At 63.9% G+C, this 24,925-nt stretch carries 22 protein-coding genes, 1 tRNA gene and 1 pseudogene; 19 read left to right on the top strand and 5 right to left on the bottom strand.

The window, feature by feature from the left end; genetic code table 11:
* Positions 1-36 precede the first annotated feature (36 nt).
* Together AC3G2C_RS02280 and AC3G2C_RS02285 are read left to right on the top strand one after the other, a co-directional pair.
* Positions 37-830, top strand: a pseudogene (locus AC3G2C_RS02280) (CoA pyrophosphatase).
* The gene (locus AC3G2C_RS02285) at positions 827-1,708 is read left to right on the top strand and encodes a sulfurtransferase (protein WP_488382983.1); all 882 of its coding nucleotides are present in this window, start codon (positions 827-829) and stop codon (positions 1,706-1,708) included. The pseudogene AC3G2C_RS02280 and the gene AC3G2C_RS02285 overlap by 4 nt, the downstream one beginning before the upstream one ends.
* Before the next feature lie 39 nt (positions 1,709-1,747).
* Here the strand turns inward: AC3G2C_RS02285 and AC3G2C_RS02290 are convergent, their stop codons facing one another.
* From AC3G2C_RS02290 to uvrA, 4 genes are all read right to left on the bottom strand, one after another.
* Complete coding sequence (locus AC3G2C_RS02290; RefSeq protein ID WP_488382984.1) at positions 1,748-2,503, bottom strand: enoyl-CoA hydratase/isomerase family protein; 756 nt, start codon at positions 2,501-2,503, stop codon at positions 1,748-1,750.
* A 109-nt stretch (positions 2,504-2,612) separates the two neighbouring features.
* Positions 2,613-4,037 carry a DUF4139 domain-containing protein gene (locus tag AC3G2C_RS02295; protein ID WP_488383214.1) on the bottom strand — a complete coding sequence of 475 codons (1,425 nt, stop codon included), beginning with the start codon at positions 4,035-4,037 and terminating at the stop codon, positions 2,613-2,615.
* A 141-nt stretch (positions 4,038-4,178) separates the two neighbouring features.
* On the bottom strand, positions 4,179-4,685 hold the full coding sequence (locus tag AC3G2C_RS02300) for an acyl-CoA thioesterase (protein WP_488382985.1): 507 nt from the start codon (positions 4,683-4,685) through the stop codon (positions 4,179-4,181).
* Positions 4,682-7,579: an excinuclease ABC subunit UvrA gene (uvrA, locus tag AC3G2C_RS02305; RefSeq protein ID WP_488382986.1), complete on the bottom strand. Its 2,898-nt coding sequence runs from the start codon at positions 7,577-7,579 to the stop codon at positions 4,682-4,684. Before uvrA ends, AC3G2C_RS02300 begins: the two co-directional genes overlap by 4 nt.
* Positions 7,580-7,765: 186 nt before the next feature.
* Here uvrA and AC3G2C_RS02310 point away from each other — a divergent pair, with 186 nt between their 5' ends.
* The 4 genes from AC3G2C_RS02310 to cgtA all read left to right on the top strand — a co-directional run bounded on the left by AC3G2C_RS02310 (position 7,766) and on the right by cgtA (position 10,480).
* Entirely contained in the window at positions 7,766-8,497 is a 732-nt protein-coding gene (locus tag AC3G2C_RS02310; RefSeq protein ID WP_488382987.1) for a DUF2059 domain-containing protein, read from the top strand.
* 146 nt (positions 8,498-8,643) lie between these two features.
* Positions 8,644-8,958: a 50S ribosomal protein L21 gene (rplU, locus tag AC3G2C_RS02315; protein ID WP_488382988.1), complete on the top strand. Its 315-nt coding sequence runs from the start codon at positions 8,644-8,646 to the stop codon at positions 8,956-8,958.
* A 19-nt stretch (positions 8,959-8,977) separates the two neighbouring features.
* Entirely contained in the window at positions 8,978-9,235 is a 258-nt protein-coding gene (gene rpmA / locus AC3G2C_RS02320; protein ID WP_199100683.1) for a 50S ribosomal protein L27, read from the top strand.
* A gap of 165 nt (positions 9,236-9,400) precedes the next feature.
* Complete coding sequence (cgtA, locus tag AC3G2C_RS02325; protein WP_488382989.1) at positions 9,401-10,480, top strand: Obg family GTPase CgtA; 1,080 nt, start codon at positions 9,401-9,403, stop codon at positions 10,478-10,480.
* Between the two features lie 209 nt (positions 10,481-10,689).
* Here cgtA and rpsT read toward each other — a convergent pair whose 3' ends face one another.
* Positions 10,690-10,953, bottom strand: coding sequence for a 30S ribosomal protein S20 (gene rpsT / locus AC3G2C_RS02330; RefSeq protein ID WP_017460878.1), 264 nt, complete (start codon positions 10,951-10,953; stop codon positions 10,690-10,692).
* Positions 10,954-11,226: 273 nt separating this feature from the next.
* On the opposite strand from rpsT, the gene murJ reads away from it, so the two are divergent.
* The 13 genes from murJ (at position 11,227) to AC3G2C_RS02395 (ending at position 24,925) form a co-directional block, all read left to right on the top strand.
* Positions 11,227-12,834, top strand: a complete 1,608-nt coding sequence (gene murJ / locus AC3G2C_RS02335) for a murein biosynthesis integral membrane protein MurJ (protein WP_488382990.1) — start codon at positions 11,227-11,229, stop codon at positions 12,832-12,834.
* Between the two features lie 73 nt (positions 12,835-12,907).
* On the top strand, positions 12,908-13,861 hold the full coding sequence (locus tag AC3G2C_RS02340; RefSeq protein WP_488382991.1) for a bifunctional riboflavin kinase/FAD synthetase: 954 nt from the start codon (positions 12,908-12,910) through the stop codon (positions 13,859-13,861).
* A gap of 111 nt (positions 13,862-13,972) precedes the next feature.
* Positions 13,973-16,840: an isoleucine--tRNA ligase gene (gene ileS, locus AC3G2C_RS02345; RefSeq protein WP_488382992.1), complete on the top strand. Its 2,868-nt coding sequence runs from the start codon at positions 13,973-13,975 to the stop codon at positions 16,838-16,840.
* A gap of 237 nt (positions 16,841-17,077) precedes the next feature.
* Positions 17,078-17,569, top strand: coding sequence for a signal peptidase II (gene lspA / locus AC3G2C_RS02350; RefSeq protein ID WP_488382993.1), 492 nt, complete (start codon positions 17,078-17,080; stop codon positions 17,567-17,569).
* 59 nt (positions 17,570-17,628) lie between these two features.
* The gene (ispH, locus tag AC3G2C_RS02355) at positions 17,629-18,588 is read left to right on the top strand and encodes a 4-hydroxy-3-methylbut-2-enyl diphosphate reductase (protein WP_488382994.1); all 960 of its coding nucleotides are present in this window, start codon (positions 17,629-17,631) and stop codon (positions 18,586-18,588) included.
* Positions 18,589-18,640: 52 nt separating this feature from the next.
* Positions 18,641-18,716 (top strand) — tRNA-Thr (locus AC3G2C_RS02360).
* Positions 18,717-18,995: 279 nt separating this feature from the next.
* Positions 18,996-20,033 (top strand): transglutaminase family protein, encoded by a 1,038-nt coding sequence (locus AC3G2C_RS02365; RefSeq protein WP_488382995.1) that lies wholly within the window; start codon positions 18,996-18,998, stop codon positions 20,031-20,033.
* Positions 20,034-20,070: 37 nt separating this feature from the next.
* Positions 20,071-20,601: a hypothetical protein gene (locus tag AC3G2C_RS02370; protein ID WP_488382996.1), complete on the top strand. Its 531-nt coding sequence runs from the start codon at positions 20,071-20,073 to the stop codon at positions 20,599-20,601.
* Positions 20,601-20,936, top strand: coding sequence for a hypothetical protein (locus AC3G2C_RS02375; protein WP_488382997.1), 336 nt, complete (start codon positions 20,601-20,603; stop codon positions 20,934-20,936). The genes AC3G2C_RS02370 and AC3G2C_RS02375 overlap by 1 nt, the downstream gene beginning before the upstream one ends.
* Positions 20,937-20,990: 54 nt before the next feature.
* Positions 20,991-21,488 carry a DNA adenine methylase gene (locus tag AC3G2C_RS02380; protein WP_488383215.1) on the top strand — a complete coding sequence of 166 codons (498 nt, stop codon included), beginning with the start codon at positions 20,991-20,993 and terminating at the stop codon, positions 21,486-21,488.
* A gap of 1,297 nt (positions 21,489-22,785) precedes the next feature.
* Positions 22,786-23,385, top strand: coding sequence for a GspH/FimT family pseudopilin (locus AC3G2C_RS02385; RefSeq protein ID WP_488382998.1), 600 nt, complete (start codon positions 22,786-22,788; stop codon positions 23,383-23,385).
* A 29-nt stretch (positions 23,386-23,414) separates the two neighbouring features.
* Positions 23,415-23,918 (top strand): type IV pilus modification protein PilV, encoded by a 504-nt coding sequence (pilV, locus tag AC3G2C_RS02390; protein WP_488382999.1) that lies wholly within the window; start codon positions 23,415-23,417, stop codon positions 23,916-23,918.
* Positions 23,915-24,925 (top strand): prepilin-type N-terminal cleavage/methylation domain-containing protein, encoded by a 1,011-nt coding sequence (locus AC3G2C_RS02395; protein WP_488383000.1) that lies wholly within the window; start codon positions 23,915-23,917, stop codon positions 24,923-24,925. The genes pilV and AC3G2C_RS02395 overlap by 4 nt, the downstream gene beginning before the upstream one ends.

The following is a 24,925-nucleotide window of genomic DNA, read 5'->3' on the forward strand; positions in this document are numbered from 1 at the left end:
CCGCGGGGCAGCGAATCGGCTAGCATGACCGGGATCATGTCGAACGATCCCGCCTCGCTTCCTCCCGCTCCATTGACACCCTGTATCGGTGTCTGCCGCCTCGACGAACGTGGCTTTTGCGTTGGCTGCCTGCGTACGGGCGATGAGATTGCGCGCTGGCGCAGCCTGAGCGATCCGGAGCGCCTGCGCGTGATGCGCGAGGTGTTGCCGTTACGCAAGGTGGGCGCATGAGCGCTGCCTGGGACGACCTGCAGGCGGCTTTGCTGCCGCTCTCGATGCCGCCGTTGGGGAAGGGCTGGAACCACGCCGACATGTCCACCTTGCTGGGGGACAAGCCGCGCCGGCCGGCGGCCGTGTTGGTGGGGTTGCGCGAGGGTGTGCAGCCGCGGCTGGTGCTCACCGTGCGTACCGATCACCTGCAGGATCACGCCGGCCAGGTCGCGTTTCCAGGCGGGCGTACCGACCCTGATGATATCGACGCGATCGCAACCGCCCTGCGCGAAAGCGAGGAGGAGATCGGCCTGGAGCGCCAACTGGTGACGCCGCTGGGTTTTCTCGATCGCTTCGAAACCATCAGCGGCTACTGCATTACGCCGGTGGTCGCACGCATCGAGCCCGAGGCGCGCCTGTATCCCGCGCCGGCTGAAGTGGCCGAAGTCTTCGAGGTGCCGCTGTCGTTCTTCCTGGAGCCGGCCAACCTGCGTCGCTACACCATGGAGTTTCGCGGTCACCGCCGCGACATGGTGGAGTTCGTGCACGGTGGTCATCGCATCTGGGGTGCGACCGCCGCCATGGTGTTCAATCTCTTGCAGAGGATGGGGCGCGCATGACCGCCAAGACCACCTTGATCGACGTCGATGCACTCGCGGCGCAGCCCGTGGATGCGGTGCTTATCGTCGATTGCCGCTTTGAACTGATTCCTCCGGGCGGCGAACAGCGCGACACGGCCAAGGGGCATCGCGATTATCTGGCTGGACATATTCCAGGTGCGGTGTATGCCAGCCTGGACGAAGATCTCTCCGACCTTTCGCGCCAAGCCGAGGGCTTGGGGCGCCATCCCCTACCGCTGGAGGCCGCTTTTTCGCTGGTATTGTCCCGCTGGGGTTGGCGCCCGGGTGTGCAGGTGGTGTGTTACGACGCCGCCGGCGGATCCTTGGCGGCGGCCCGGCTATGGTGGTTGCTGCGCTTGGCTGGCGTGCGCGAAGTGGCCGTGCTCGATGGCGGCTATCCGGCATGGGTCGCGGCAGGCTTGCCGGTGGAGCAGGGCGAGGTGGCGCGCACGCCGTCCCACGTGACGTTGCAATTTGATAGCGAGCTTTACCTGACCGATCACGCGCATTTGCGCGATGCGCCCGAGCGATTGCTGCTCGACGCGCGCGGCGCGCCTCGCTATCGCGGCGAGGTGGAGCCCATCGATCGCGTGGGTGGGCACGTGCCAGGTGCGCGCAACCGCCCGTTCTCGGACAACCTGACGCCGGATGGCCGCTTCAAGCCGGCGACCGTGCTGCGCGAGGAGTTCCTCGCCATCCTGGGCGCACATGCGCCAGGCGACGTGGTGCACATGTGCGGTTCCGGTGTTACCGCGTGCCATAACCTGCTGGCGATGGAATACGCGGGATTGTCAGGTTCGCGCCTTTACGCGCCGTCCTGGAGCGGTTGGGTGAGCGACCCTTCGCGTCCGGTGGCAACGGGCGATCAACCCGGATGACGCCGTACCGGAGCGCGGGATGCGCTCCCGTACGCGCGGTCAATCCTTCTTCTTCAGGCGCGCTACGAGCTGTTGCAATACAGCCTGCGTTTCCGGGTGGAAGTAGGCGTCGAGAAAGTGATCGATCGGTAGCGCATCCGGGTCGGCCCACACGCTGGTCAGATCGGCGCGTGCAAGCGCGCGCGTAGCGAGCATGGCATTGGAAGGCAATGCCAATGTGCCTTGCAGCCAATGGAGCGCGCGGGTCACCACCTGGTCCACGCCGGTGAGTTCGTCCACCAGGCCGTATTCCAGCGCCTGAGCGGATTCGATCATGGCGCCAGCCACCATCAGGCGTTCGGCGCGATAGGTGCCCACGATGCGGCGCAGCGCGAGCTGGATGCTCTCGGGCACCACCAGGCCCACCTGCACCTCGTTGAGGCCGATGCGGTACGGGCCTTCGGCCATCACGCGGTAATCGCAGAACAAGGACAGCACGGCGCCACCTGCCGGGCTATGGCCGGTGATCGCGGCCACCACCGGCACCGGTGAGCAGGCCAACTTGGAGCCGGTGAGGAAGAATTCTCGCCAGAACTCACGCACGCCTTCGCGATCGCGGCCGAGCAGCGAAGGCACGTCGACACCCGCGGAGAACATACCCGGTGCACCGGAGAGCACCAGGCCGCGTGCGCCCGCTTCCACAGCCTGATCCACGCCGTGACGGAGCGCGCGCAGCAGGTCCATGTTCAACGCATTGACGGGAGGGCGCGCCAGGTTGAGTTCGGTGATGGCGTCATGGCGGATCAGGTTGAGCATGGCGGGTCCGTGCAGGCAGTGAGGGGGCGTGAAGCGACGCATCAGCGTAGCAAACCACGCGAGGATCGGCGCGCGAGGCTGCGTTGCTCGCGCGCCGATGGTGCGTGTTTTATTGCGGGTGCTCTTCTGCCGTCCATTGGTAGCGCACGGCATAGTCCAGCGTAGCCTTTCCGCCGGCCGGCACGGTGACCTGAAATTCCAGGGTGTCCGTGGTTTGCTTGCTAGGCTTGATGCTGGCGCTGACCACGCTCCACTGGCGCCAGCGCTGGGGATGCTCGCGCACGGTGACCACGCGCGCGCTGTCACCGGCGTTGGTGAGTGTGATGCGGAACGCTTCGTCCAGGTTACGGCCGGCTTTGTCCACATGGAACGCAGTGCGCTCGCGCTCGCCGCGCAGGTCGAATGCCGTGCCCAGCACGATATGCACATCGCCGCCTTTGGGTGTATCGGCGATACGGTCTTCGCCAATGAACTGCAGGACGCCTTGACGGTCGGCCGTGAGTACGCGCAGATAGCCAGCCGGCAAGCTGTCGAATGCTTTCAATTGCAGCGTGCTGATCACGCTGGTGTTGCCGCCTTGCTGGTAATCGGGTGAGAGCATCGGTTGCGGGGCGATCCAGCCGCCACCCGTTTCAAACAACGAGGTGCGCTCGCAGTTGATCGTGCGCGTTTCATACAGCGGCACCTGGCTCACGCTGCCATCGGGAAGATCGACCAGCGTGGGCAATGTGTAGCTGCGGTAATCGGCGAGGGTGCCCTGCTCAGGCAGTTCGCCGCCGTCTGCCTTGGCGCGCACGGAAAACGCCATCGGCGCGGCCATAGGGCGGGGCGCCTGCGGCTTGGCGATGCGTGGTTCGCCAGCGATCAGGGTGAGCTGCACCTTGCTCCAATCGCGACCGCTGCGATTGGCCACGCTGGCGCGCGACTCGAATTGGAGCTTGCACCCACCATCGGGCAGCAGTGTGCCCACGTAGGCGGCACGCCAGCCTAGTCCCCCCGTGGGATAGCTCAAGGTGGCACGTGCCTGGCCGGCGCGTTGCGCATCGATGCGCAGGTCGAGGCTGGAGCCGGTCTGGAAGCTGCCCTGGGCTCGCACCGCCGCGTAATCGCGAATAAGGCTGGTGTGGCCGTTGGCATCCTGCACCAGCAGGCCATCACCGGCGCGCAGGAGGGTGCCGCTGGCCAACGGTTGGCCGCTGGTCGCCAGCACTTCCACCGGCTGTCCGACGAGGCTGCCCAATGCGGCATTCTGGCCTTGGCCTAAGCGCAGGCGTTGCGAAACTACCGTGGCGGCTTGGCCGTCGATGCTGAGCGCCATGGCTTCGGGGTCGAGGAACAGCGGCAACCCGCCCAGGCTGATGTCCTGTAGGCCGGCTTTGAGCTGCAACTCGCGCGGCTCGTGCGCCACCGCATAGCCGGCTTGCACGCTGCTGCTGTCACCCGCACTGAACAGCGCGGCATCGTCGCTGCGATACAGCGTGAGGCTGGTGGTAGCTGATGGAGCGGCCGTGGCGGCGCTGGTGCCGGCGGCCATGGCGAGAGCGAGGGTGTGAAGGGGGAGACGGATCACGGTCGAACTCCTTTCGGGTGGTCGCCGTGGATGTTACGGATACCGTCATGAAGCGACGGTATCCATGAGTCCGGGGGTACTAACCCCGAATCGACAACGGTTCGTTCAAGCGGCTGCGGCGTCGCGAATGCTCTGCGGCAGGGATACTGGTTTGCCGCTGGCCGGGTCCATCCACACCATCACCACCTTGCCGTCGCTGTAAAGGCATTGCGGGTCATGGGCGTCGACGATGCGATGGGCGAGTGTGATGGAGCTATTGCCTAGGCGTTCGCAGGCAAGCTCCACCTGCAATTGCGCCGGCCATTCGATGGGGCGGCGGTAGTTGATTTCGCTGGCAGCCAGCACGGGCATCGAGTGTTCGTCGAACCAGCCGGGCACGTGGCGCAGCCACTGCAGGCGGGCCTCTTCGAGGTAGGTGAGGTAGTTGGCGTTGTTGACGTGATTGAACGCATCCAGGTCGCGCCAACGCACGCCGATGGCGGCGACGAACAGCGGTTGTGTGGTGGTGTCGGCGTGCGGTGTTTCAACGGCGACCACGGCCGGGGCGCTGTCCTGCGCCTCGGCCTTGCGCGCGCGGGCGCGCTTGTGGGGTGCCGGATCGGGGGAACTCATGCAGTCTTTTTCCGTAATGCGGGTTTGCTCTTCCCGTTGCCGTCGGCCTTGGCCTTCTTGGCGGGCTTCATGTCCAGGTGCGGGGCAAGGAAGTGGCCGGTATGCGAGCCCGGCGTGGCCGCCACCGTTTCCGGGGTGCCCGCCACCAGGATGCGACCGCCGCCCGAACCACCTTCCGGGCCGAGATCGACCAGCCAATCGGCGGTCTTGATCACGTCGAGATTATGCTCGATCACCACCACGGTGTTGCCCTGTTCCACCAATTGGTGCAACACGTCGAGCAATTGCTCGATGTCGTGGAAGTGCAGGCCCGTGGTGGGTTCGTCGAGGATGTACAGCGTGCGACCCGTATCGCGCTTGGACAACTCCTTGGAAAGCTTGACGCGTTGCGCCTCGCCGCCCGAGAGCGTGGTCGCGCTCTGGCCCAGCTTGATGTAGTCCAGGCCCACGGCGCGCAGCGTTTCCAGTTTGCGCGCGATGGTCGGCACGTTCTCGAACAGCTTCAGTGCATCTTCCACCGTCATGTCGAGCACATCGGCGATGGTGTGGCCCTTGTAGTGCACTTCCAGCGTTTCGCGGTTGTAGCGCTTGCCGTGGCACACGTCGCAAGGCACGTACACGTCGGGCAGGAAGTGCATCTCCACCTTGATCATGCCGTCGCCTTCGCAGGCTTCGCAGCGGCCGCCGCGGACGTTGAAGCTGAAGCGGCCCGGCGTGTAGCCGCGTGCGCGTGCTTCGGGCACTTGGGCGAACAGTTCGCGCAGCGGTGTGAACAGGCCCGTATACGTGGCCGGGTTCGAGCGCGGCGTGCGGCCGATGGGCGACTGGTCGATGTCCACCACCTTGTCGAACAGCTCCAAACCCTCGACCGACTTGTACGGTGCAGGCTGCTCGCTGGAGCCATTGAGTTCGGCAGCGGCCAAGCGGAACAACGTGTCGTTGATGAGCGTGGACTTGCCGGAACCGGACACGCCGGTGACGCAGGTGAACAGGCCGGCTGGAATAGCCAAGTCCACGTTCTTGAGGTTGTTGCCGCTGGCGCCCTTGAGGTGCATCCAGGAGTCGGCGTCCAGTTGCTGGCGGCGTTCTTCCGGCACGCGGATGCCGCGCTTGCCGGAAAGGAACTGGCCGGTGACGGAGCCGGGCGTGGCGAGGATGTCCTTCAACACGCCTTGCGCCACCACCTCGCCACCATGCACGCCCGCGCCGGGGCCGATGTCCAGGATGTAGTCGGCCATGCGGATGGCGTCTTCGTCATGCTCCACCACGATGACCGTGTTGCCCAGGTCGCGCAGACGCGTGAGCGTGCCCAGCAGGCGCTCGTTGTCGCGCTGGTGCAGGCCGATGGAGGGTTCGTCGAGCACATACATCACGCCGACCAGGCCGGCGCCGATCTGCGACGCCAGGCGGATGCGCTGGGCCTCGCCACCGGAAAGCGTGTCGGCCTGGCGATCCAGCGTGAGATAGTTGAGGCCCACGTCGTTGAGGAACGACAGGCGCTCGCGAATCTCCTTGACGATCTTCACCGCGATCTCGCCGCGCCAGCCGGTGAGCTTGAGCGCTTCGAAAAAGGCCAGCGCGTCGTCGATCGAGCGCGACGTGAGCGACGGCAGGGCGTGATCGGCCACATAGACGTGACGGGCCGAGCGATTCAGGCGCTGTCCTTCGCACTCGGGGCAGGGTTGGTCGCTGATGTACTTGGAAAGCTCCTCGCGCACGGCGGGCGATTCGGTTTCCTTATAGCGACGCTCCATGTTCGGCAGGATGCCTTCGAACGCGTGCTCGCGCGTGACGCGACCGCCGCGCTCGGTGAGGTAGCGGAACGCGATCTGCTCCTTGCCGCTGCCGTTCATCACGGCCTTCTGCACGTTGGCGGGCAGCTTGTGCCACGGCGTCTCCACGTCGAAGCCGTAGTGCGTGGCCAACGACATGAGCAGTTGGAAGTAATGCGCGTTGCGTCGATCCCAGCCGCGAATGGCGCCACCGGCGAGCGACAGCTCAGGGTGGCCGACCACGCGTGCAGCGTCGAATACCTGGGTGACGCCCAGGCCGTCGCAGGTGGGGCAGGCGCCCACGGGCGAGTTGAACGAGAACAGGCGCGGCTCCAGTTCGGGCAGCGAGTAGTCGCACACCGGGCAGGAGTAGCGCGAGGAGAACAATTGCTCCGGCGCCTTGGCGTCGTCCATGTCCACCACGATGACCAGCCCGTCGCCCAGTCGCAGCGCCGTCTCGAACGACTCGGCCAGGCGCTGCTTGATGTCGTCGCGCGGGCGGAAGCGGTCGATCACCGCCTCAATCGTGTGCTTCTGGCGCAAGGTGAGCGGCGGTACGGCATCGAGCTCGTACACGGTGCCGTCCACGCGTGCGCGCACGAAACCTTGCGTGCGCAGTTGATCGAACACTTGCACGTGCTCGCCCTTGCGCTCGCGGATCACCGGCGCCAGCAGCATGTAGCGCTTGTCGGCATTGAGCGCGAGCGTGGTGTCCACCATCTGGCTCACCGTCTGCGCCTCCAGCGGAATGCCGTGCTCGGGGCAACGCGGCGTACCGACGCGGGCGTAGAGCAGGCGCAGGTAGTCGTAGACCTCGGTGATGGTGCCCACGGTGGAGCGCGGGTTGTGCGAGGTGGATTTCTGCTCGATGGAGATCGCCGGCGAAAGACCTTCGATATGGTCCACGTCCGGCTTTTCCATCATCGAGAGGAACTGCCGGGCATAGGCTGACAGCGATTCGACGTAGCGGCGCTGGCCTTCGGCATAGATGGTGTCGAAGGCCAGGGACGACTTGCCCGAGCCCGACAGGCCGGTGATCACGATCAGCCGGTCGCGGGGCAGGTCCAGGTCGATGTTCTTCAGATTGTGCGTGCGCGCACCGCGGATGCGGATGGTGTCCATGTCGCCCGAGAGGATGGGGGAGGGAAAAACTGCACTATATCAAACTACCCAGGTCAGTTATTGCGACCCTGTCGACCTGCGCCCTTCAGGGAAGCCGACGCCGACTATGGCTTAATAGGTTCTTTGGCCGATACCCGGCCCAGGCTTTGACAGAGAGTGCGGATGGGTAAATTGACGAAATGGGGCATGGCCCTGGCGCTTGCAATGGGTGTGGGGCAGCTGCATGCCACCACCAAGCCCGCCAGCGAGGAGCAGGTGCGCCAGCTCATGGAGGCCGTGGGCATGGGCAAGATGCTCAGCCAGATGAACTCCCAGGCGGTGAGCGCCCTGCAACAGTCCATGCCCTGCGTACCGGCCGAGTTCTGGCAGAACTACATGGATGCCAACCAGACCCAGCTGTTCATCGGTCGCCTGGTGCCCGTGTACCAGCGCCATTTCACCGCGGATGAACTGGACGGGCTGCTCAAGTTCTACCGCTCCCCCTTGGGCCAGAAGGTCATCAACGAAATGCCCACCACCATGGCCGAGGCCAACCAGGCCGGGCAGCAGTGGAGCCAGGAGCGCAGCCAGCAGATGATCGCCGAGCTCAAGCAAATGGGCAGCCTGGACGCCAGCGGACATTGTCCCGCCAAGACCCCAGCCCCCGCGCTGGGTGCGGCAGTAACCGCTGCAGCCTCGCACGAAGGGGCGGACGAAGAGGCCGAGGAAGCGCCCGCCAAGCCGGCGGCCAAGGCGACCAGCCACGCCACGCATGTCAAGACTCCAGTCAAGAAGGCACCGGCCAAGCCAGCACCCAAAAAGGCCAGCACGCCATCGAAGGCGCCGACCAAGGCGAGCGCCACCAAAACGCCCACCAAGGCGCCGGCCAAATCGACCCAGGCCAAGCCTGCGGCCACCGCGGGGAGCCAGGGCGGCTAGTCGTCGCCCTGATGGGCTGCGGAGGCCAAGTGATGGACTGGTCATCATTTGACCAGTGGGCAGTTCCGTGGGTATACTCCCGAGTTCGCCGGTCCCTTTAAGGGGCAGGCGATACCCAAGAGAATAACGACAGAAGGGATATTCCCATGAGTTATGCAGTCATCAAGACCGGTGGCAAGCAGTACCGCGTTCAGCAGGGCGATGTCCTGCGCGTGGAGCTGCTGAACGCCGAAGAAGGCGCCACCATCAAGTTTGACCAGGTTCTGCTGGTCGGTGCAGGCGAGTCGATCACCGTGGGCGCCCCCACCGTGGCCGGTGCCACCGTCAGTGCCACCGTGCGTAAGCACGGCCGTGCCGATAAGGTGCGCATCATCAAGTTCCGCCGCCGCAAGCACCACAAGAAGCAGCAGGGCCACCGTCAGCATTTCACCGAAGTCGAGATCACGGGCATCAACGCCTGATCAGCCGGAGTAGATAGTCATGGCACATAAAAAAGGCGTAGGTTCGTCCCGTAACGGTCGCGACTCCAACCCCAAGTACCTCGGCGTGAAGGTGTACGGTGGCCAGGCCATTGAGGCTGGCAACATCATCGTGCGTCAGCGCGGCACCAAGTTCCATGCCGGTACCGGCGTGGGCGTGGGTCGCGACCACACGCTGTTCGCGCTGGTCGACGGCACCGTCGAGTTCAAGAAGCGCGGCGCTGAAGGCCGTAAGTTCGTCAGCATCGTCAAGGTCTAAGCCTTTTCGAGGTTGCAACGAAGGCCCCGCTCTCGCGGGGCCTTTGTTTTTGTTGGGAGGCGGGATGGTGGAATCGGCAGCGCGCGGCGCTGCTGCGAGATTCCCTTATGATGCAGCGAGGCTGCGCGTCCTGGTTCCCCGTTTCACTCTCCCCGGAACACAACCATGAAATTCGTCGACGAAGCCATCATCAAGGTCCAAGCCGGTGACGGCGGCAACGGATGCATCAGCTTCCGTCGCGAAAAATTCATTCCCTTTGGCGGTCCCGACGGTGGCGATGGCGGCAGCGGTGGCTCCGTGTGGCTGGTGGCCGACGAAGGTCTCAATACGCTGATTGATTTTCGTCACCAGCGCATGTTCAAGGCCGAGCGCGGCCAGAATGGCATGGGCAGCCAGATGTACGGCAAGGGCGGCGACGACACGGCGATCCGCGTGCCGGTGGGCACCGTGGTAACCAACGTCGACACCGATGAAATCATCGGCGACCTTACCCAGCATGGCCAGCGTCTGCTGGTGGCGCAGGGCGGCAAGGGCGGCCTGGGCAACATCCATTTCAAGAGCTCGGTGAACCGCGCTCCGCGCAAGTCCACGCCGGGTACGCCTGGCGACGTGCGTGAGCTCAAGCTGGAGCTGAAGCTGCTGGCCGACGTGGGCCTGCTGGGCTTCCCCAATGCCGGCAAATCCACTTTTATCCGTGCCGTATCGGCAGCCACCCCGCGCGTGGCCGATTACCCGTTCACGACGCTGCATCCGAACCTGGGTGTGGTGAGTCTGGGTACCGACCAGAGCTTCGTGATCGCCGATATTCCCGGCTTGATCGAGGGTGCCGCGGATGGCGCTGGCCTGGGCATCCAGTTCCTGCGTCATGTGTCGCGCACCCGCCTGCTGCTGCATGTGGTGGATATCGCGCCGATCGATGGCTCGGACCCCGTGGAGCAGGTGCATGCCATCGAGCAGGAGCTCGAGAAGTTCGATCCCGAACTGCTGGAGCGCCCGCGCTGGCTGGTCATGAACAAGGCGGACGTGCTGCCGGAGGACGAGCGCCAGGCGGTGTCCGAAGACATCGTCAAACGGCTGGGCTGGAAGGGCCCCTGGTTCCTGGTCTCGGCGATTGCGCGCGAGAACACCATGCCGGTGTGCCAGAAGGTGTGGCAATTCCTCTCCGAGCAGCAGATGGCCCACGAAGAACGGGTGGATATGCTGCCGGGCGACGTTCGCCTGAGGGGCGAGGGTCACGCTGACTGAGTCGGCGTTACGCCAGTTCAGGAATAAAAAAAGCGGCCTTTGGGCCGCTTTTTTATTCCGCCTGCTTGAGGTTGGTTGCTGACGTCAGGGCTGTCCGCGCTCAAGGCGCAAGAAAGCCGGCTTGCGCCGGCCTGCTCTTGCTCAGGACACAAAAAAGCCGGCTTGCGCCGGCTTTTTCGCCAACCCGAGATGCAAGACGCGGAGCCGGCTTACGCCAGCTCGCGGATCTTCGCGTTGAGGCGGCTCTTATGACGAGCAGCCTTGTTCTTGTGGATCAGGCCGCGGGCGGCGTAGCGATCCATGACCGGCTGTGCGGCAGCAAAGGCCTCAACAGCGGCAGCCTTGTCCTTGGCCTCAATGGCCTTGACGACCTTCTTGAGGGCGGTGCGCACCATGGAGCGGGCGCTGACGTTGCGCAGGCGGCGCTGCTCGGACTGGCGCGCGCGCTTCTTCGCGGACTTGATGTTGGCCAAGGTAGAACTCCGAAATGAATGACTGGGTTGGAAAAAGACGGCAATTATGCGGTCAATGCGCCTTTGCGTCAACAGCTTAGCCGTTTGTCAAGGCGCCAGCGCCCGTAGGACGCCACCGTGGCGGCACCCTCAAGGCGGATGCACGACTCAATTATGCCATGAAGGGGCCGTGATCTCGCCCACAAGCGCTGTCACACTATGCGCCTTTCCGGGCAGGGGGTCGATGGCGACACGGCCTGGCGCTCATCACAGGCAGAAGGTTACGTCAGAGGCATGAAGTCTCCCAGCATGTTCCGTGGGCTGCTGTCGTTCAGCAGCATGACCATGATTTCGCGCGTGCTCGGTCTGGTCCGGGACATGTCGATCAATGCGATGTTTGGGGCCAATGCGGCCACCGACGCGTTCTGGGTGGCGTTCCGCATTCCCAACTTCATGCGCCGACTGTTTGCCGAGGGTTCGTTCTCCACGGCCTTCGTGCCGGTGTTCACCGAGGTGAAGGAGAAGCGCAGCCATGAGGACCTCAAGCAGCTCATGTCGCGCGTGTCGGGCACCCTGGGTGGGGTGTTGCTGGTCATCACCGCGCTGGGGGTGATCTTCGCCCCGCAGGTGGCGGCGTTGTTCTCCCAGGGCGCGGCCGATACGCCGGAGAAGTTCGCGCTCACCACGGAGCTGCTGCGCCTGACGTTCCCTTTCCTGCTGTTCGTGTCGCTTACCGCGCTTTGCGGTGGTGCGCTGAACAGCTTTCATCGGTTTGCGCTGCCAGCGCTGACGCCGGTGATCCTCAACCTGTGCATGATCGGTGGCGCGCTGTGGCTGTCGCGCCACCTGCATCCGCCGATCATGGCGATGGGCTGGGCGATCCTGCTGGCGGGCATCCTGCAGTTGCTGTTCCAGTTGCCCTCGTTGAAGGGGCTGGACTTGTTGACCTTGCCACGCTGGGGCTGGAGCCACCCGGACGTGCGCCGCATCCTGAAGCTGATGGTGCCGACGCTGTTCGGCTCCTCCATTGCCCAGGTCAACCTGTTGCTGGATACGGTGATCGCCGCTTACCTCATGACCGGCTCGCAGAGCTGGCTGTCGCAGGCCGATCGTTTTCTGGAGCTGCCGCTGGGCCTTTTTGGTGTGGCGCTGGGTACGGTGATCCTGCCGTCGCTGTCGCGCCACCATGTGACCACGGATCGCGAGGGGTTTTCCAAAGCGTTGGACTGGGGCCTGCGCACCACGCTGCTGATCGCCGTGCCGGCCATGTTCGCCCTGATGCTGCTGGCACGCCCGCTGGTAGCCACCTTGTTCCAGCACGGCCAGTTCACCCCGTTCGATACGCACATGGCGACGCTTTCGATCACGGCGCTCAGCTTCGGCCTGCCGGCATTCGCCCTGGTCAAGGTCGCGCTGCCGGCGTTCTATGCGCGCCAGGACACGCGAACCCCGGTGCGGGCGGGCGTGGCTTCGCTGGTCGCCAATATGGCGCTCAACGTGGTGTTCGTGGCCACGCTGTACCTGCTGTGGGCTACGCCCGAGCAGCGACAGCTACCCTGGCTGGACGGCATCGCCGTGGTTCCGGGGCTGCACATGGCCCTGGGCATGGCCAGCGCGCTGGCCAGTTATCTCAATCTCGGGCTGCTGTGGTACTGGCTGCGCAAGGCCGGCGTCTATCAGCGCCAGCCGGGCTGGGCCCGCCACATGCTGCGCCTGATGCTGGCCTGTGCCGTGATGGTGGCGGTGTTGCTGGTGGGCACGTGGGTATGGCCGGACTGGACGCAGGCCGACAAGTGGACCCGCGTATGGCGTCTGGCTGTACTGGTGGTCGGTGGCGGTGGTGCCTACGCGGTGACGCTGTTCGCTGCCGGCTTCCGCATGCGGGAGCTGCGCGGCGTCTGAGTGACGGGCGGCAATGACGCCCTGGCGGGCCGAAAGCCGCGGGTTGTGCTTCGCCTGCCGCTATACTCGCGTGATGATGAGACTTTCCAGAGACGTTGCCGGCGCTTGTCTGGCACCCGGCGGCAGCGTAGTCGCCGTGGGCGCATTCGATGGTTTGCATCGCGGTCACCAGGCCTTGCTGGCCGAGGTGCGCGAGCGGGCGACCGCCCTGGGTTGCACGCCCATCGTGGTGAGCTTTGAGCCGCTGCCGCGGGCGTTCTTCTCGCCCGAGCCGGTGGCACGGCTGTCCAGTGTGCGCGAGAAGCTGCTGGGGTTCGCCGCGGCCGGCATCGAGCAGGTACAGTTGCTGCGCTTCAATCGGGCCCTGACGGCCATGTCGCCGGAAGATTTCGTGCAGCGCGTGCTGGTGGATCGGCTGGCCGCCCGTGAAGTGTGGGTGGGCGGGGATTTCCGCTTCGGCCACAAGCGCGCCGGCGACGTGGCGCTGCTCGAAACGCTGGGCAAGACGCATGGCTTCACGGCCCGCACCATGCCCCCCGTACTGCTGGACGGTGCCAGGGTGTCGGCCACGCGGGTGCGCATGCTCTTGGCGGCCGGCGAATTCTCCGGCGCCGCGCCTTTGCTGGGGCGCCCCTTCGTGATGGAGGGCAAGGTGGAGTACGGCCAGCAACTGGGGCGCCAACTGGGTTATCCCACCGCCAATATCCATTTGCGCGATCGTGCCAGCCCGGTGCACGGCATTTTTGCGGTGCGAGTGGGCTTGGGCGAGGGCGAGTGCAGCTGGCCGGGCGTGGCCAGCCTGGGCGTACGCCCCACGGTGAACCAGGTGGACGAGCCCTTGCTGGAAGTCCATCTGTTCGATTTCGAGGGCGATCTGTACGGCCAGCGCATGGCGGTGGAGTTCGTGGCCAAGCTGCGCGACGAGCTCAAGTTCGACAACCTGGACGCCTTGACCGTCCAGATGGCCAAAGACGCCCGCCAGGCCCGTGAATTGTTGGGCATGAATCCACGGTTGAGCGAGGCGTAAGCGCCCCAAATCCGGTAACGTTGGCGTTTCCGCCCGTACCGTGGCGGCGCCGCAGGCCATCCACGGCGCCGGCAGGGCCGCGCCAGAACCCGATCAGAGCATCCCCAGGCAATGACCCAGGACTACAAGAACACCATCAACCTGCCGCAGACGGAGTTTCCGATGCGCGGCGACCTGCCCAAGCGCGAACCCAAGTGGCTGGCCGATTGGGAGCAGGTGGGCCGCTATGCGCAGATCCAGCAGCGCGCCGCCGACCGCGACAAGGTGTTTGTGTTGCACGATGGTCCGCCGTACGCCAATGGCGCCATTCACCTGGGTCATGCGGTGAATAAGGTGCTCAAGGACGTCGTGGTCAAGTCGCGCCTGCTGGCCGGTTACCGCGCACCCTACGTGCCTGGCTGGGATTGCCATGGCCTGCCCATCGAAGTGGCGGTGGAAAAGAAGTTCGGCAAGGCGGGCGACAAGCTCGACGCCGCCGCGTTCCGTCAGAAGTGCCGCGAATATGCGCAGCAACAGATCGATCTGCAGCGCACCGACTTCAAGCGGCTGGGCGTGCTGGGCGATTGGGAAAACCCCTATCGCACCTTGGATTTCAAGTACGAAGCCGACATGGTGCGCGCGCTCGCCAAGATCGTGGCCAATGGCCATGTGGTGCGCGGCGCCAAGCCGGTGTACTGGTGTTTCGACTGCGGCTCGGCGCTGGCCGAGGCCGAGATCGAATACGCCGACAAGACCTCGCCAGCCGTCGATGTGGCCTATGACGCCGTGGACGCCAAGGCGCTGGCGCAGAAGTTCGGTGTGGATGCAGGCGACGCCATCGTCGCCATCCCGATCTGGACCACCACGCCGTGGACCTTGCCGGAGAGCCTGGCGGTGTCGCTGGGCGGCGAACTCGAATACGCCCTGATCGAAGGTCCTGCGCGCGAAGGTCATCGCGTTCTGCTGGTGGTAGCGGCGGCGCTGGCCGAAAAGGTCGCGCATCGCTACGGCCTTGCGGGCGAGCCGGTCGTGCTCGGCCACGTCGCCGGCCAGGCGTTGGAAGGCGTGCTGCTCAAGCATCCGTTCTATGCACGCGAAGTGCCCGTGCTGATCGGCGACCACGTGTCTGCCGAAGACGGCACCGGTGCCGTGCACACCTCGCCCGACCACGGCGTGGAAGACTTCGTCGTTTCGCGCAAGTACGGCATCGAGACGCTCAACTACACCGAGGCCCGCGGCACCTATCGCGCGGATACGCCGGTGGCGCTGGATGGCACCGTCATCGCAGGCAAGCACCTGTGGAAGGCCAACGACGAAATCGTGGAGCTGCTGCGTCGCCGCGGCGTGCTGCTGGCGTTCGCGAAGATCGAGCACAGCTACCCGCATTGCTGGCGCCATAAGACGCCGGTGATCTTCCGCACCACGCCGCAATGGTTCATCAGCATGGAGAAGGAAGGCCTGCGCAAGAACGCGCTCGACGCGATCAAGCAGGTGCGCTGGGTGCCGGCATGGGGCGAGGAGCGCATCGCGGGCATGGTCGGCGATCGCCCGGACTGGTGCATCTCGCGCCAGCGCACCTGGGGCGTGCCGATTGCGCTGTTCATCCACAAGGGCACGCAGGAGCCGCATCCGGACAGCGTCGCGCTGCTGGAGCAGGTAGCCAAGCGTGTGGAGCAGGGCGGTATCGATGCGTGGTACGCGCTCGACGCAGCCGAACTGCTGGGCGATCAGGCCAAGGATTACGAAAAGGTCCTGGACGTGCTCGACGTGTGGTTCGACTCCGGCGTGAGCCATTTCGCCGTGGTCGGCCAGCGCCCCGAGCTGCAGCAGGGCAACGCAAGCAGCTACAAAGTGATGTACCTGGAGGGCTCCGACCAGCATCGCGGCTGGTTCCAGTCGTCGCTGCTCACCTCGGCGGCGATGTTCGAACGTGCGCCGTACAACGACGTCCTCACCCACGGCTTCACCGTGGATGCGCAGGGCCGCAAGATGTCCAAGTCCTTGGGCAACGGCATCGAGCCGCAGGACATCATGAAGACGCTGGGCGCGGACATCCTGCGCCTGTGGATCTGCTCCACCGATTACCGCAACGAGATGTCGCTGTCGGACGAGATCCTCAAGCGCGTTTCCGATACGTACCGCCGCATTCGCAACACCGCGCGCTTCCTGCTCGGCAACCTCGATGGCTTCGACCCCACCAAGCACCTGGTGCCGGTGGAAGAGAGCCTGTTGCTGGATCAGTGGGCCGTACAGCAAGCCTATGACGTGCAGCAGGCCGTCGCGGCTGCGTACGATCGCTACGATTTCCCGGAGATCGTGCAGCGCGTGCAGAACTTCTGCACCAACGAGCTGGGCGCGCTCTACCTGGATATCACCAAGGATCGTCTCTACACGATGCCGACCGAGAGCCACGGTCGCCGCAGCGCGCAGAGTGCGATGTACCGCATCGCCGAGGCGCTGGTGCGCTGGCTGGCGCCCGTGCTCAGCTTCACCGCCGAGGAAATCTGGCAGCACCTGCCGGGCGAGCGCAGCGAAAGCGTGCTGTTCGAAACTTGGTACGAGGGCCTCACCGCCACCCAGGGTTCGCCAGAGCAGCGTCGCTACTGGTCCGACCTGCTGGCCATCCGCGACACCGCTTCGCGCGTGCTCGAAGGCATGCGCAAGGGCGAGCAGATCGGCGCATCGCTGGAGGCCAAGCTGGCGGTTCATGCCGACCCGGCGGTCGTGGCGCGCTACCAGTCGGCCGCGTCGGAATTGCGCTTCTTCTTCATCACCTCCGACGTGCGCCTGGACTTGGCCGGTGGCCAGCCGGCGGACGCCGTGCTGACCGAGCTGGAAGGCGCGGACGTGTGGGTGTCGGCCACGGTGAGCGACGCCGCCAAGTGCGTGCGTTGCTGGCACCGTCGCGACGATGTCGGCACGCATGCGAACCATCCGGAGCTGTGCGACCGCTGCATCAGCAACGTCGATGGACCGGGCGAGGATCGCCGCTGGTTCTAAGTGAGGTGTTCTTTCGCGCCGCCACGGTGGGCGAGGGAGAACGACTTCACTTCTCGGGCTCGCACCATGGTTGTCATCCCTGCGAAAGCAGGGATCCAGCGCCTTTGAAGCGCTTTCGCTGACGAAAGTCACTGGATCCCAGCGTTCGCTGGGATGACGATCAGGAGGATGGGCGTCGGGTACCGAATGGTCCGCATCTCGATGACGAGCGGCTCTGATACGACACGCAGATTACCCATGAAACCCAAACCCAACGCGCTTTCCTGGCTGCTGCTTTCTGCTGTGGTCATCCTGCTCGACCAGCTCAGCAAATGGTGGGCGCTGTCCGCGCTGCAGCCGGCTGGTATGCCGCATCAGGTCATTCCGGGCTTCCTGAATTGGACCCTGGCCTTCAATACGGGCGCAGCCTTCAGCTTTCTCGCGAATAGCGCGGGCTGGCAGCGCTGGTTCTTCGTGGGGCTGGCGGTGGTGATCAGCGGCGTGCTGGTGGCATGGCTGGCTCGCACGCCCCGACGCGACTGGCGCACGGCCCTGCCGTTGGGCCTGATCGTGGGCGGCGCGCTGGGCAACCTGATCGATCGCCTGCATGCGGCCCAGGTCACCGACTTCATCCAGGTTTACTACCGGGAGTGGAGCTACCCCGTATTCAACGTGGCCGACTGCGGTATCACCGTGGGCGCGGTCATGCTGATCGTGTTCGGCATGGTGGCGGGCAAGCCCAAAGCTTGAGCTGGCGGCCCGTGCGATAATGCGGGCCTGATATCGACCCGGATGGGTCTGGAGTGATCGTGGACATCCTGCTCGCCAATCCCCGTGGCTTCTGCGCCGGCGTGGACCGCGCCATCGCCATCGTCGAGCGCGCGCTCGAATCGTATGGCGCGCCCATCTTCGTGCGCCACGAAGTGGTGCATAACCGTTATGTGGTCGACAAGCTGCGCAATGATGGCGCCGTGTTCGTCGAAGAGCTGCACGAAGTGCCTGATGGCGCCACGGTCATCTTCAGCGCGCATGGCGTTTCCAAGGCGGTGCGCGACGAGGCCGAGCAGCGCGGCCTTAAAGTGTTCGATGCGACCTGTCCGCTGGTGACCAAGGTGCACATGGAAGTTGCGCGCTTGGGTCGGGTGGGGCGCAGTGTGGTACTGATCGGTCACGCCGGTCACCCCGAAGTCGAGGGCACCATGGGCCAGTGGAACCCCGCCAGCAAGGGCGAGATCCTGTTGGTAGAGTCGGTCGAGGGTGTGGCCGAGCTGGCGCCCAAGTTCCCGCACGAACTGTCCTACGTCACCCAGACCACGCTTTCGGTGGATGACACCAAGGCCATCATCCAGGCGCTGCGTGAGAAATTTCCGGATATCGAGGGCCCGCGCAAGGACGATATCTGCTACGCCACGCAGAATCGCCAGGACGCGGTGCGCCGTCTCGCCGACGCCGTGGACATTGTGCTGGTGGTCGGTTCGGTCAACAGCTCCAACTCCAATCGCCTGCGCGAGCTGGCGGAGAAGCAGGGCGTTCGTTCGTTCCTTATCGACGGCGCCGAGCACATTGAGCGCAGCTGGTTGGATGGCGTGACGCGCATTGGCTTGACCGCTGGCGCCTCCGCGCCCGAGAAACTCGTGCGCGACGTCATCGCCCGCCTGCAGTCGTGGGGCGCGGGTGACGTGCGAGAGCTGGATGGCGAACCGGAAACGATCACCTTCGCGCTGCCCAAGGAGCTGCGCATGGCGGGTGGCACATCGGCCAGCCTGTGATCGCGGACGTCTTGCGCGTCCTTGGCAGGCCCCGTAGAATTGGCGATTCCTCGCCGGAATAGCTCAGTTGGTAGAGCGGCGCATTCGTAATGCGTAGGTCGCAGGTTCGACTCCTGTTTCCGGCACCAGTTTTGCCAATTAAAACAGCGCATTACACCTTGCAGTGTGATGCGCTGTTTTGCTTTGGATGGCACGATTTCGCGTTCCCGGTGTGGCAAATTTGTGGCGTGCCACACCTTGCGTCCTTCTTGCCACGTCCTGATGTGCAATTCATTGCCGTCCACGGCGTCCCCGGGGGGAGGCAAAAATCGTGCGCCAGGAGTGACGCCATGGTGGAATCCAGCGGTACAGCATTGCCGCCGCCGAAAACCCCAAAGTAAGATCGGGAATGGAACTGGGGAGGCAGGATGCGTCACTGGATCAAGGCTTTGGGCGTCGCCATGGTGGTGGGGAGCACATTCCCCGCTTCGGCCGCCGTGCCTCTCGCGAACACGCCGCCAGGAACGATCACCCCCGAACCTGATGCCGCCGTGACTGTGTTTCGCACGTTGCTTTGGCAGCAGGATGATCGCATCGACCTTGCCAAAGCCAAGGTCGCCATCGATCACTTGGTGGATCCGACCGAAGATCAGGCCGCCACGCTCAGAGCCGTGGATCAGTGGGCCGATCGCGTGCGTGCCCGCATTCCCGCCGGAGCCTCGACGTGGGCCAAAGTCATGGCGGTGTATTCCACGATCTATGTGCCTGGCTCCTGGAATGATCAGAAGAAGTTTGACTACAACTTCGATGATCCCTTCGGCAAAGACGTGCACACCACGATGCTTTCAAATTACCTCGCCACTCGTCGAGGAAACTGTGTGTCGATGCCAATCTTCTTCGCGATCCTGGCGCAACGCATCGGTTTGCATGTGACGTTGGCCACTGCACCCAATCACCTGCTAGTCAAGGTGAAGCTGGACGACGGGCAATGGAAGAACATCGAAGCGACCAGCGGCAGCACTCTCACCGATCAGGAATACATGCAGCGATTCCAGATCACGACCACGGCCGTGGAGAACGGGTTGTATCTCCGGCCCTTGACCATGCGCGAAGCCGTGGTCGAAATGGCGGCGCCGTTCCTGGACGACTACGCCAAGCACCATTCGCCGGAACAGATCATGGCGATGGTGGATCTGATGCTGAGCTACGACCCCAAGGATGTCGCGGCCCTCATGTTGAAGGCATTGGCCTACGATCGGCAGGTGACGATCCGTTACCGCAGCAAATACCCGGATCCCCGCCTATTGAGCCCGGCCCAACAGGCGGACTACCAAGCATTGATGGACAGATACTTCAAGATTGCCAATGATCTGCAAGGGTTGGGGTGGCACCGACGCAGTGCGGCACAAGATGCGGAATACATGCAGGCCATCCAGAGCGCCAAGAAAACCGAAAAGGGAGGTTGAGGTTATGCAGATGAAATCGTTGATCACCGGAGGCGCTTTGGCACTCCTCCTGATGTGCCACCCTGCGCACGCGTCCTACGTCGGCGGCAACCCGCTCAATTCCATTGATCCAACCGGCACCAATCAATTGGTGATTGCCGGGGGGCAGGTGACCGGTAGCAGCAACGTGTTCGGCCACGTGGCCAATGCGGTGACGGGTGCGGGCGTCTTCTCCTACGGCAACGACACCAACCTGGGCAGCGGCGTGCAATCGTATATCCAGAGCCAGATGGCGCTGCGCAACCAGGTGGTGACCTTCATTCCCACGTCGCCGGCTCAGGACCAGGCGGCCCTGGCCTATTACGCCTTCCATCCCGGACGCAACAGCGTGGGTTACTTCGATAACTGCGCCACGCGCACCAACCAGGCCTTGAACGCGGCCGGCGTGCCGACCCAAGACATCCCGTTTCCGGGTGGCTTGTCACGTGATGTGGGTGGCTTGCCAGGTGCGCAACAGTTTTTCATTCCGCAGGGTGGGCCCATTCCACAAGGGCTGCTCAACCTGCTGCCTGGTTTCGAGCCCCACTGATGAGCACTCTCGTCAAGATTGTGGTGGGGATCATCGTGTTGGTCCCCATGCTCTACGTCGGCTCCTGCAGCATGCTATCGCACCAACGCGAACACAGCTTCGCCCAGGTGAGGGAAGGCAACACTGAGCAGCAAGTGATCGCCGCCATGGGTGAGCCTGCAGATCGGGAGACGGCGAGTAACCGATTGGCGAAATACGGGGTGTCGGAGTGCCAGCAGCCGTGTGCACAGCGCCTGTGGTATCCCAACAAGCTGAGCCTGGCGGGGGAGGCATGGGCAGTGGAACTGGACGAGTCAGGACGCGTGGTGCACACCGCTCACGTGACGTCACCTTAGGGGAAACACGTGGCACAAGAGAAAGACTGGTACTCGAAACTGATTGAGTCATCGGTGGGTATCCACGTAGCTGACCGCTCACTCTCCTTCCGGGCTACGGCCGGCGCCAAAGCTCTCGGGGACGGAGACCGTCCTGTCTTGCCTTTCCTGAAATGGGCCGGTGGCAAGCGCTGGTTGATGCCTTTGGCGCAACAGCTGCCTGCTGAAAAGATCAACACTTACTTCGAGCCCTTCGTCGGGAGTGGAGCAATGTTCTTCGCATTGCAACCGACAAGGGCCGTGTTGTCGGACTTCAACGAAGAGTTGATCCACACCTACAAGGCTGTTCAGGCCGATTGGCAAGCCGTGCTCTCAGAACTTCGGCGCCATCATCGCAATCACAACACGGACTACTACTACCAGGTTCGATCGAGTAGTCCTCGCGCGGGCGTGGCTATTTCGCACTCAAGGTGGCCCAGGCCGCCGGTAAGAGTCGCAGCCCCCTCGGCCAGGACGGCAGCACCGTGCCCGAACAACGCGACACGTTCGAGGGTGCGAAGGCCTGGGTGCTGACCTAGGCGTACCTCCTCCAGAAACGAACGCCCGGCCGGCGTAAGCTGGAAGAGCGCTGCCGCTGTCCGCGTGCGAGGTGCTGGCTCGATATAGCCCCTGCGCTCAAGCGGACATGCCACCCACATGTTCAGGTGCGCTGGGTGATCTGTCCTTAGAGCGTCCAGGGCGGCGATGTGATCGGGCGTAATCCAGGGCTCGGCCATGGCGGGAGGTACCTTGAGAGTCGATTCGTGATCATGCGTGTAGAACATGGCAACGCCGTGTCGCGCCGTTCCGTTGGTGCATAGAGCAGGGTGCGGCGCCTTACAGATCTTGACGGGCAGGAAGACAAAAACTGAAACGGCTGGCGCTTGTCCTTGGCGATTTTCGGTCTGTGCTATCCCGAGCACCGCTCGTCAAGTCGCTTCAGTGGATCAGTTGGCTGTGGTGTGCCCTCACACATGGTGAGCGTCAGGTTTTGTAGTCGAGATTCCATGACCTTTGTCATGTTTGGTATCTCGTAACATAGGGGTAAGCTCACACGGTTCGTGGCCCCCACTTTCCCCTTTTGCCACTTGAACATAGACGCGTCGCTCCAGCAGGCGTGGCGGTTTCGTGCGCGTGCAAATCCTGAAATGGAGTTCATGCATGGCTGTGTTGGTTGGCATTTACCTCTTGGACTTTGCGTCCATGGAAGCGGCCCAGGATCGGCCCGATGCCTGGGTCGGCGTGTGGTCGCTTTTTCGCTCCCCGTCCGGTGATCGGAGGGATTGGGTGGCGCTTATCGATGGCCGTACCCAAGGGGTTTACGACAGCCGGGAACTTGCCTGCCTCGCCGCACAGGACGCGGGGGCCTCGGTAGCTCGACAGCTGCAGGCCGATGAGGGCCTAGAGCCCATGCATTGGCCGCCCAAGACGCAGCGATGTATGACCTATTCGTCGAGCTATGGGCATCAGTAGTCCGTAGATCCGATGCCCTTTGGCGCGTTATTTCTTGCTGTACCAGTCACTTACGCATGAAATCGCTCCGCAAGCTATGGCGAAGGCCGTCAGTCGATTAGCAAGGCTAACGCAAGCCATTTCGCCAAATCTTTCATATGGGCTCAGGTTTATACGGTCAGGCACGCTGCGATCACACCGATCCGAGGGCCGATGGCCGATGACACAGGCCCTCCGCAAAGGCGAAGCCGGTCACAGCCTGCGTTAACACTCGTAGGAAAATTCTCCTTTTATCCGAAAGAATATACCGCTCGTCGGCGCGAGTATTTTCGCCACTCGCGTGGGTTGATAGGTTCTTGCGGTAACGCTAGGGGGAATTATGTCTGGATCGCGCGATGTGCCAGAGGATGGACGGCCCCGTACCGGGCGTCGCCATCAATGGGGGTTTTCCATGGTGGAGCTGGCGGTGGCCTTGCTGATCGCCGGCATCATCGTTGCGGTCGCCATCCCCAACTTCCGGGCGATGATTCTCGCCAACCGGCTCACCAGCGCGGCCAACCAGGTGGTCGATGCGATCAACATGGCGCGGGTGGAAGCGGTCAAGCGCAATAGCACGGTTCAACTGTGCAGCGATTCTTCGTCGGCCAACACCACCACCGATGCGCTGGGCACGCAGTGCGGCACCAACGTCGGCGGCGTGGTGGCACTGGCAGTCGATAGTCAGGGCAATGCCACGGCCGACATCGTGGCCGATGGCATCGACGGCCTGACGACCCCCCTGAAGATATCCGGGAACCTCAAGCCGTTGCGCTTCAACGGGCAGGGCCTCGGTGCAGCGATCGGCAGCAACGCACCGTATTCCGGTGCCGTGGTGGACATCTGCACCACCAGTCTCAGCAGCAACAACCATCGCATCGTGCAGCTGGCTGCCGGCTCCACCGTTTCCGTGATCACCAAGACGGATACCAACTGCTCATGACTCAGCGCCAATCGTCTAGCTTGGTTGTCATGTCGCGCGTCGCGGTGTGTGGCTCCAGCCGCCGAGGCGTGGGTGGCCTTGCAGTGCGCGGCGCGCAGCGCGGCATCAGCCTTATCGAAGTGCTGGTGGCCGTGCTTATCCTGTCGATCGCGTTTCTTGGCATCGCTGCACTGCAGGCGACCTCGCTGGCCGCCAACAACAGTGCCATGGCGCGGAGCATGGCCACTATTGCCAGCTATTCGATCCTCGATGCCATGCGGGCGGATATTAACAACGCAACGGCTGGCAACTACAACACCAGTACCGCGGTAAAGGCCAACGCCTGCTCCAATACGGCCACCACGCTGGCTGCCGCACAGGTCAACCAGTGGTGCGGGTTGCTGGGCAACACGTTGGGGGTGGCCGCCACCACCACGGGTGCCATCAGTTGCACCGGCACGGGCGATTGCACCATCACCATCTCTTTCGTGGACGTTCGGCCTGGCGGCAACAAGTCCACCCAACAAACCGTCGTGACGCGGGCGATGCTATGAACCGGCGAGATATCCAACGCACCACGGCGCTGTCGCGCCAGCCGTGCTCGACGCGGGCAGGGGGCTTCACCCTGGTCGAGTTGATGGTGGCCATGCTGCTCGGCCTGGTGGTGATCGGCGGCGTGGTCAGCGTCTTCATCACCAACCAACAGGTGTATCGCTCCAACAAGGCGTTGAGCGACGTGCAGGACAGCGCGCGCCTGGCTTTCGAGATGATCGCCAGAGACATGCGCGTTGCGGGGCTTACCGGCTGTGAAAACAGCGGCCGCATCGCCAACGTGTTGAATAGCAACACCAGCAATTGGTACACGAACTGGAGCAACCCGATCTTCGGGTATACCGCCAGCCAGACCGATAGCGCGGCATCCAGTCGCACGGCCAGCACCGAGTCGATCATGCTGCTGGGCGTGGAGGGTACCGGCGTGACGGTCAAGTCCAACGCCGAGCCGGCTGGTACCTTCACCATCAACGAGTCGAGCACCAATTTGCAGAAGGGCGACATCGTGGTGGTCTGCGACCTCGATCACGCCGCCATCGTGCAGCTCTCCGCCGTGAGTGGCACCACGCTGACCCATGCCACGACCGGTACGCCCGGCAACTGCACGCTTGACCTGAGTTTCCCCACGGTGTGCAGCAGCACCAGCAGCTACGTGTTTTCGCCCAACGCACAAATCGCCCGTCTGACGGCCGCCGATTGGTACGTAAGCAGCAACAGCGACGGCGGAACATCGCTGTACCGCGCGTCGATTTCGGTGAGCAGCACCAGTGGAGCGGCGAGCGTGGTGCGCAACGAAATGGTGCGGGACGTCACTGGGCTCACCCTGGCCTATCACCAAAGCGGGGCCACCAGTTTCGTCGCTGCCGACAGTGTTACCGCGTGGCCCACGGTGGATGCCGTGCAGATCACGCTGACCATGATCAGCGTGGATCGCCGTGCCGGCGCCGATAGCAAGCCGGTGTCGCGCACCTTCACCTCGACCGTCACGCTTCGCAACCGGGTGGCCTGA

The sequence above is a fragment of the Frateuria sp. sgz306004 genome (genome assembly GCF_057750885.1).

Bases quoted from the DNA above. Each gene is read 5' to 3' on its own strand.
- AC3G2C_RS02285 (WP_488382983.1), top strand. From the start codon at position 827: ATGACCGCCAAGACCACCTTGATCGACGTCGATGCACTCGCGGCGCAG.
- AC3G2C_RS02290 (WP_488382984.1), bottom strand. From the start codon at position 2,503: ATGCTCAACCTGATCCGCCATGACGCCATCACCGAACTCAACCTGGCG.
- AC3G2C_RS02295 (WP_488383214.1), bottom strand. From the start codon at position 4,037: ATGGCCGCCGGCACCAGCGCCGCCACGGCCGCTCCATCAGCTACCACC.
- AC3G2C_RS02300 (WP_488382985.1), bottom strand. From the start codon at position 4,685: ATGAGTTCCCCCGATCCGGCACCCCACAAGCGCGCCCGCGCGCGCAAG.
- uvrA (WP_488382986.1), bottom strand. From the start codon at position 7,579: ATGGACACCATCCGCATCCGCGGTGCGCGCACGCACAATCTGAAGAAC.
- AC3G2C_RS02310 (WP_488382987.1), top strand. From the start codon at position 7,766: ATGGCCCTGGCGCTTGCAATGGGTGTGGGGCAGCTGCATGCCACCACC.
- rplU (WP_488382988.1), top strand. From the start codon at position 8,644: ATGAGTTATGCAGTCATCAAGACCGGTGGCAAGCAGTACCGCGTTCAG.
- rpmA (WP_199100683.1), top strand. From the start codon at position 8,978: ATGGCACATAAAAAAGGCGTAGGTTCGTCCCGTAACGGTCGCGACTCC.
- cgtA (WP_488382989.1), top strand. From the start codon at position 9,401: ATGAAATTCGTCGACGAAGCCATCATCAAGGTCCAAGCCGGTGACGGC.
- murJ (WP_488382990.1), top strand. From the start codon at position 11,227: ATGAAGTCTCCCAGCATGTTCCGTGGGCTGCTGTCGTTCAGCAGCATG.
- AC3G2C_RS02340 (WP_488382991.1), top strand. From the start codon at position 12,908: ATGATGAGACTTTCCAGAGACGTTGCCGGCGCTTGTCTGGCACCCGGC.
- ileS (WP_488382992.1), top strand. From the start codon at position 13,973: ATGACCCAGGACTACAAGAACACCATCAACCTGCCGCAGACGGAGTTT.
- lspA (WP_488382993.1), top strand. From the start codon at position 17,078: ATGAAACCCAAACCCAACGCGCTTTCCTGGCTGCTGCTTTCTGCTGTG.
- AC3G2C_RS02365 (WP_488382995.1), top strand. From the start codon at position 18,996: ATGCGTCACTGGATCAAGGCTTTGGGCGTCGCCATGGTGGTGGGGAGC.
- AC3G2C_RS02375 (WP_488382997.1), top strand. From the start codon at position 20,601: ATGAGCACTCTCGTCAAGATTGTGGTGGGGATCATCGTGTTGGTCCCC.
- AC3G2C_RS02385 (WP_488382998.1), top strand. From the start codon at position 22,786: ATGTCTGGATCGCGCGATGTGCCAGAGGATGGACGGCCCCGTACCGGG.
- pilV (WP_488382999.1), top strand. From the start codon at position 23,415: ATGTCGCGCGTCGCGGTGTGTGGCTCCAGCCGCCGAGGCGTGGGTGGC.
- AC3G2C_RS02395 (WP_488383000.1), top strand. From the start codon at position 23,915: ATGAACCGGCGAGATATCCAACGCACCACGGCGCTGTCGCGCCAGCCG.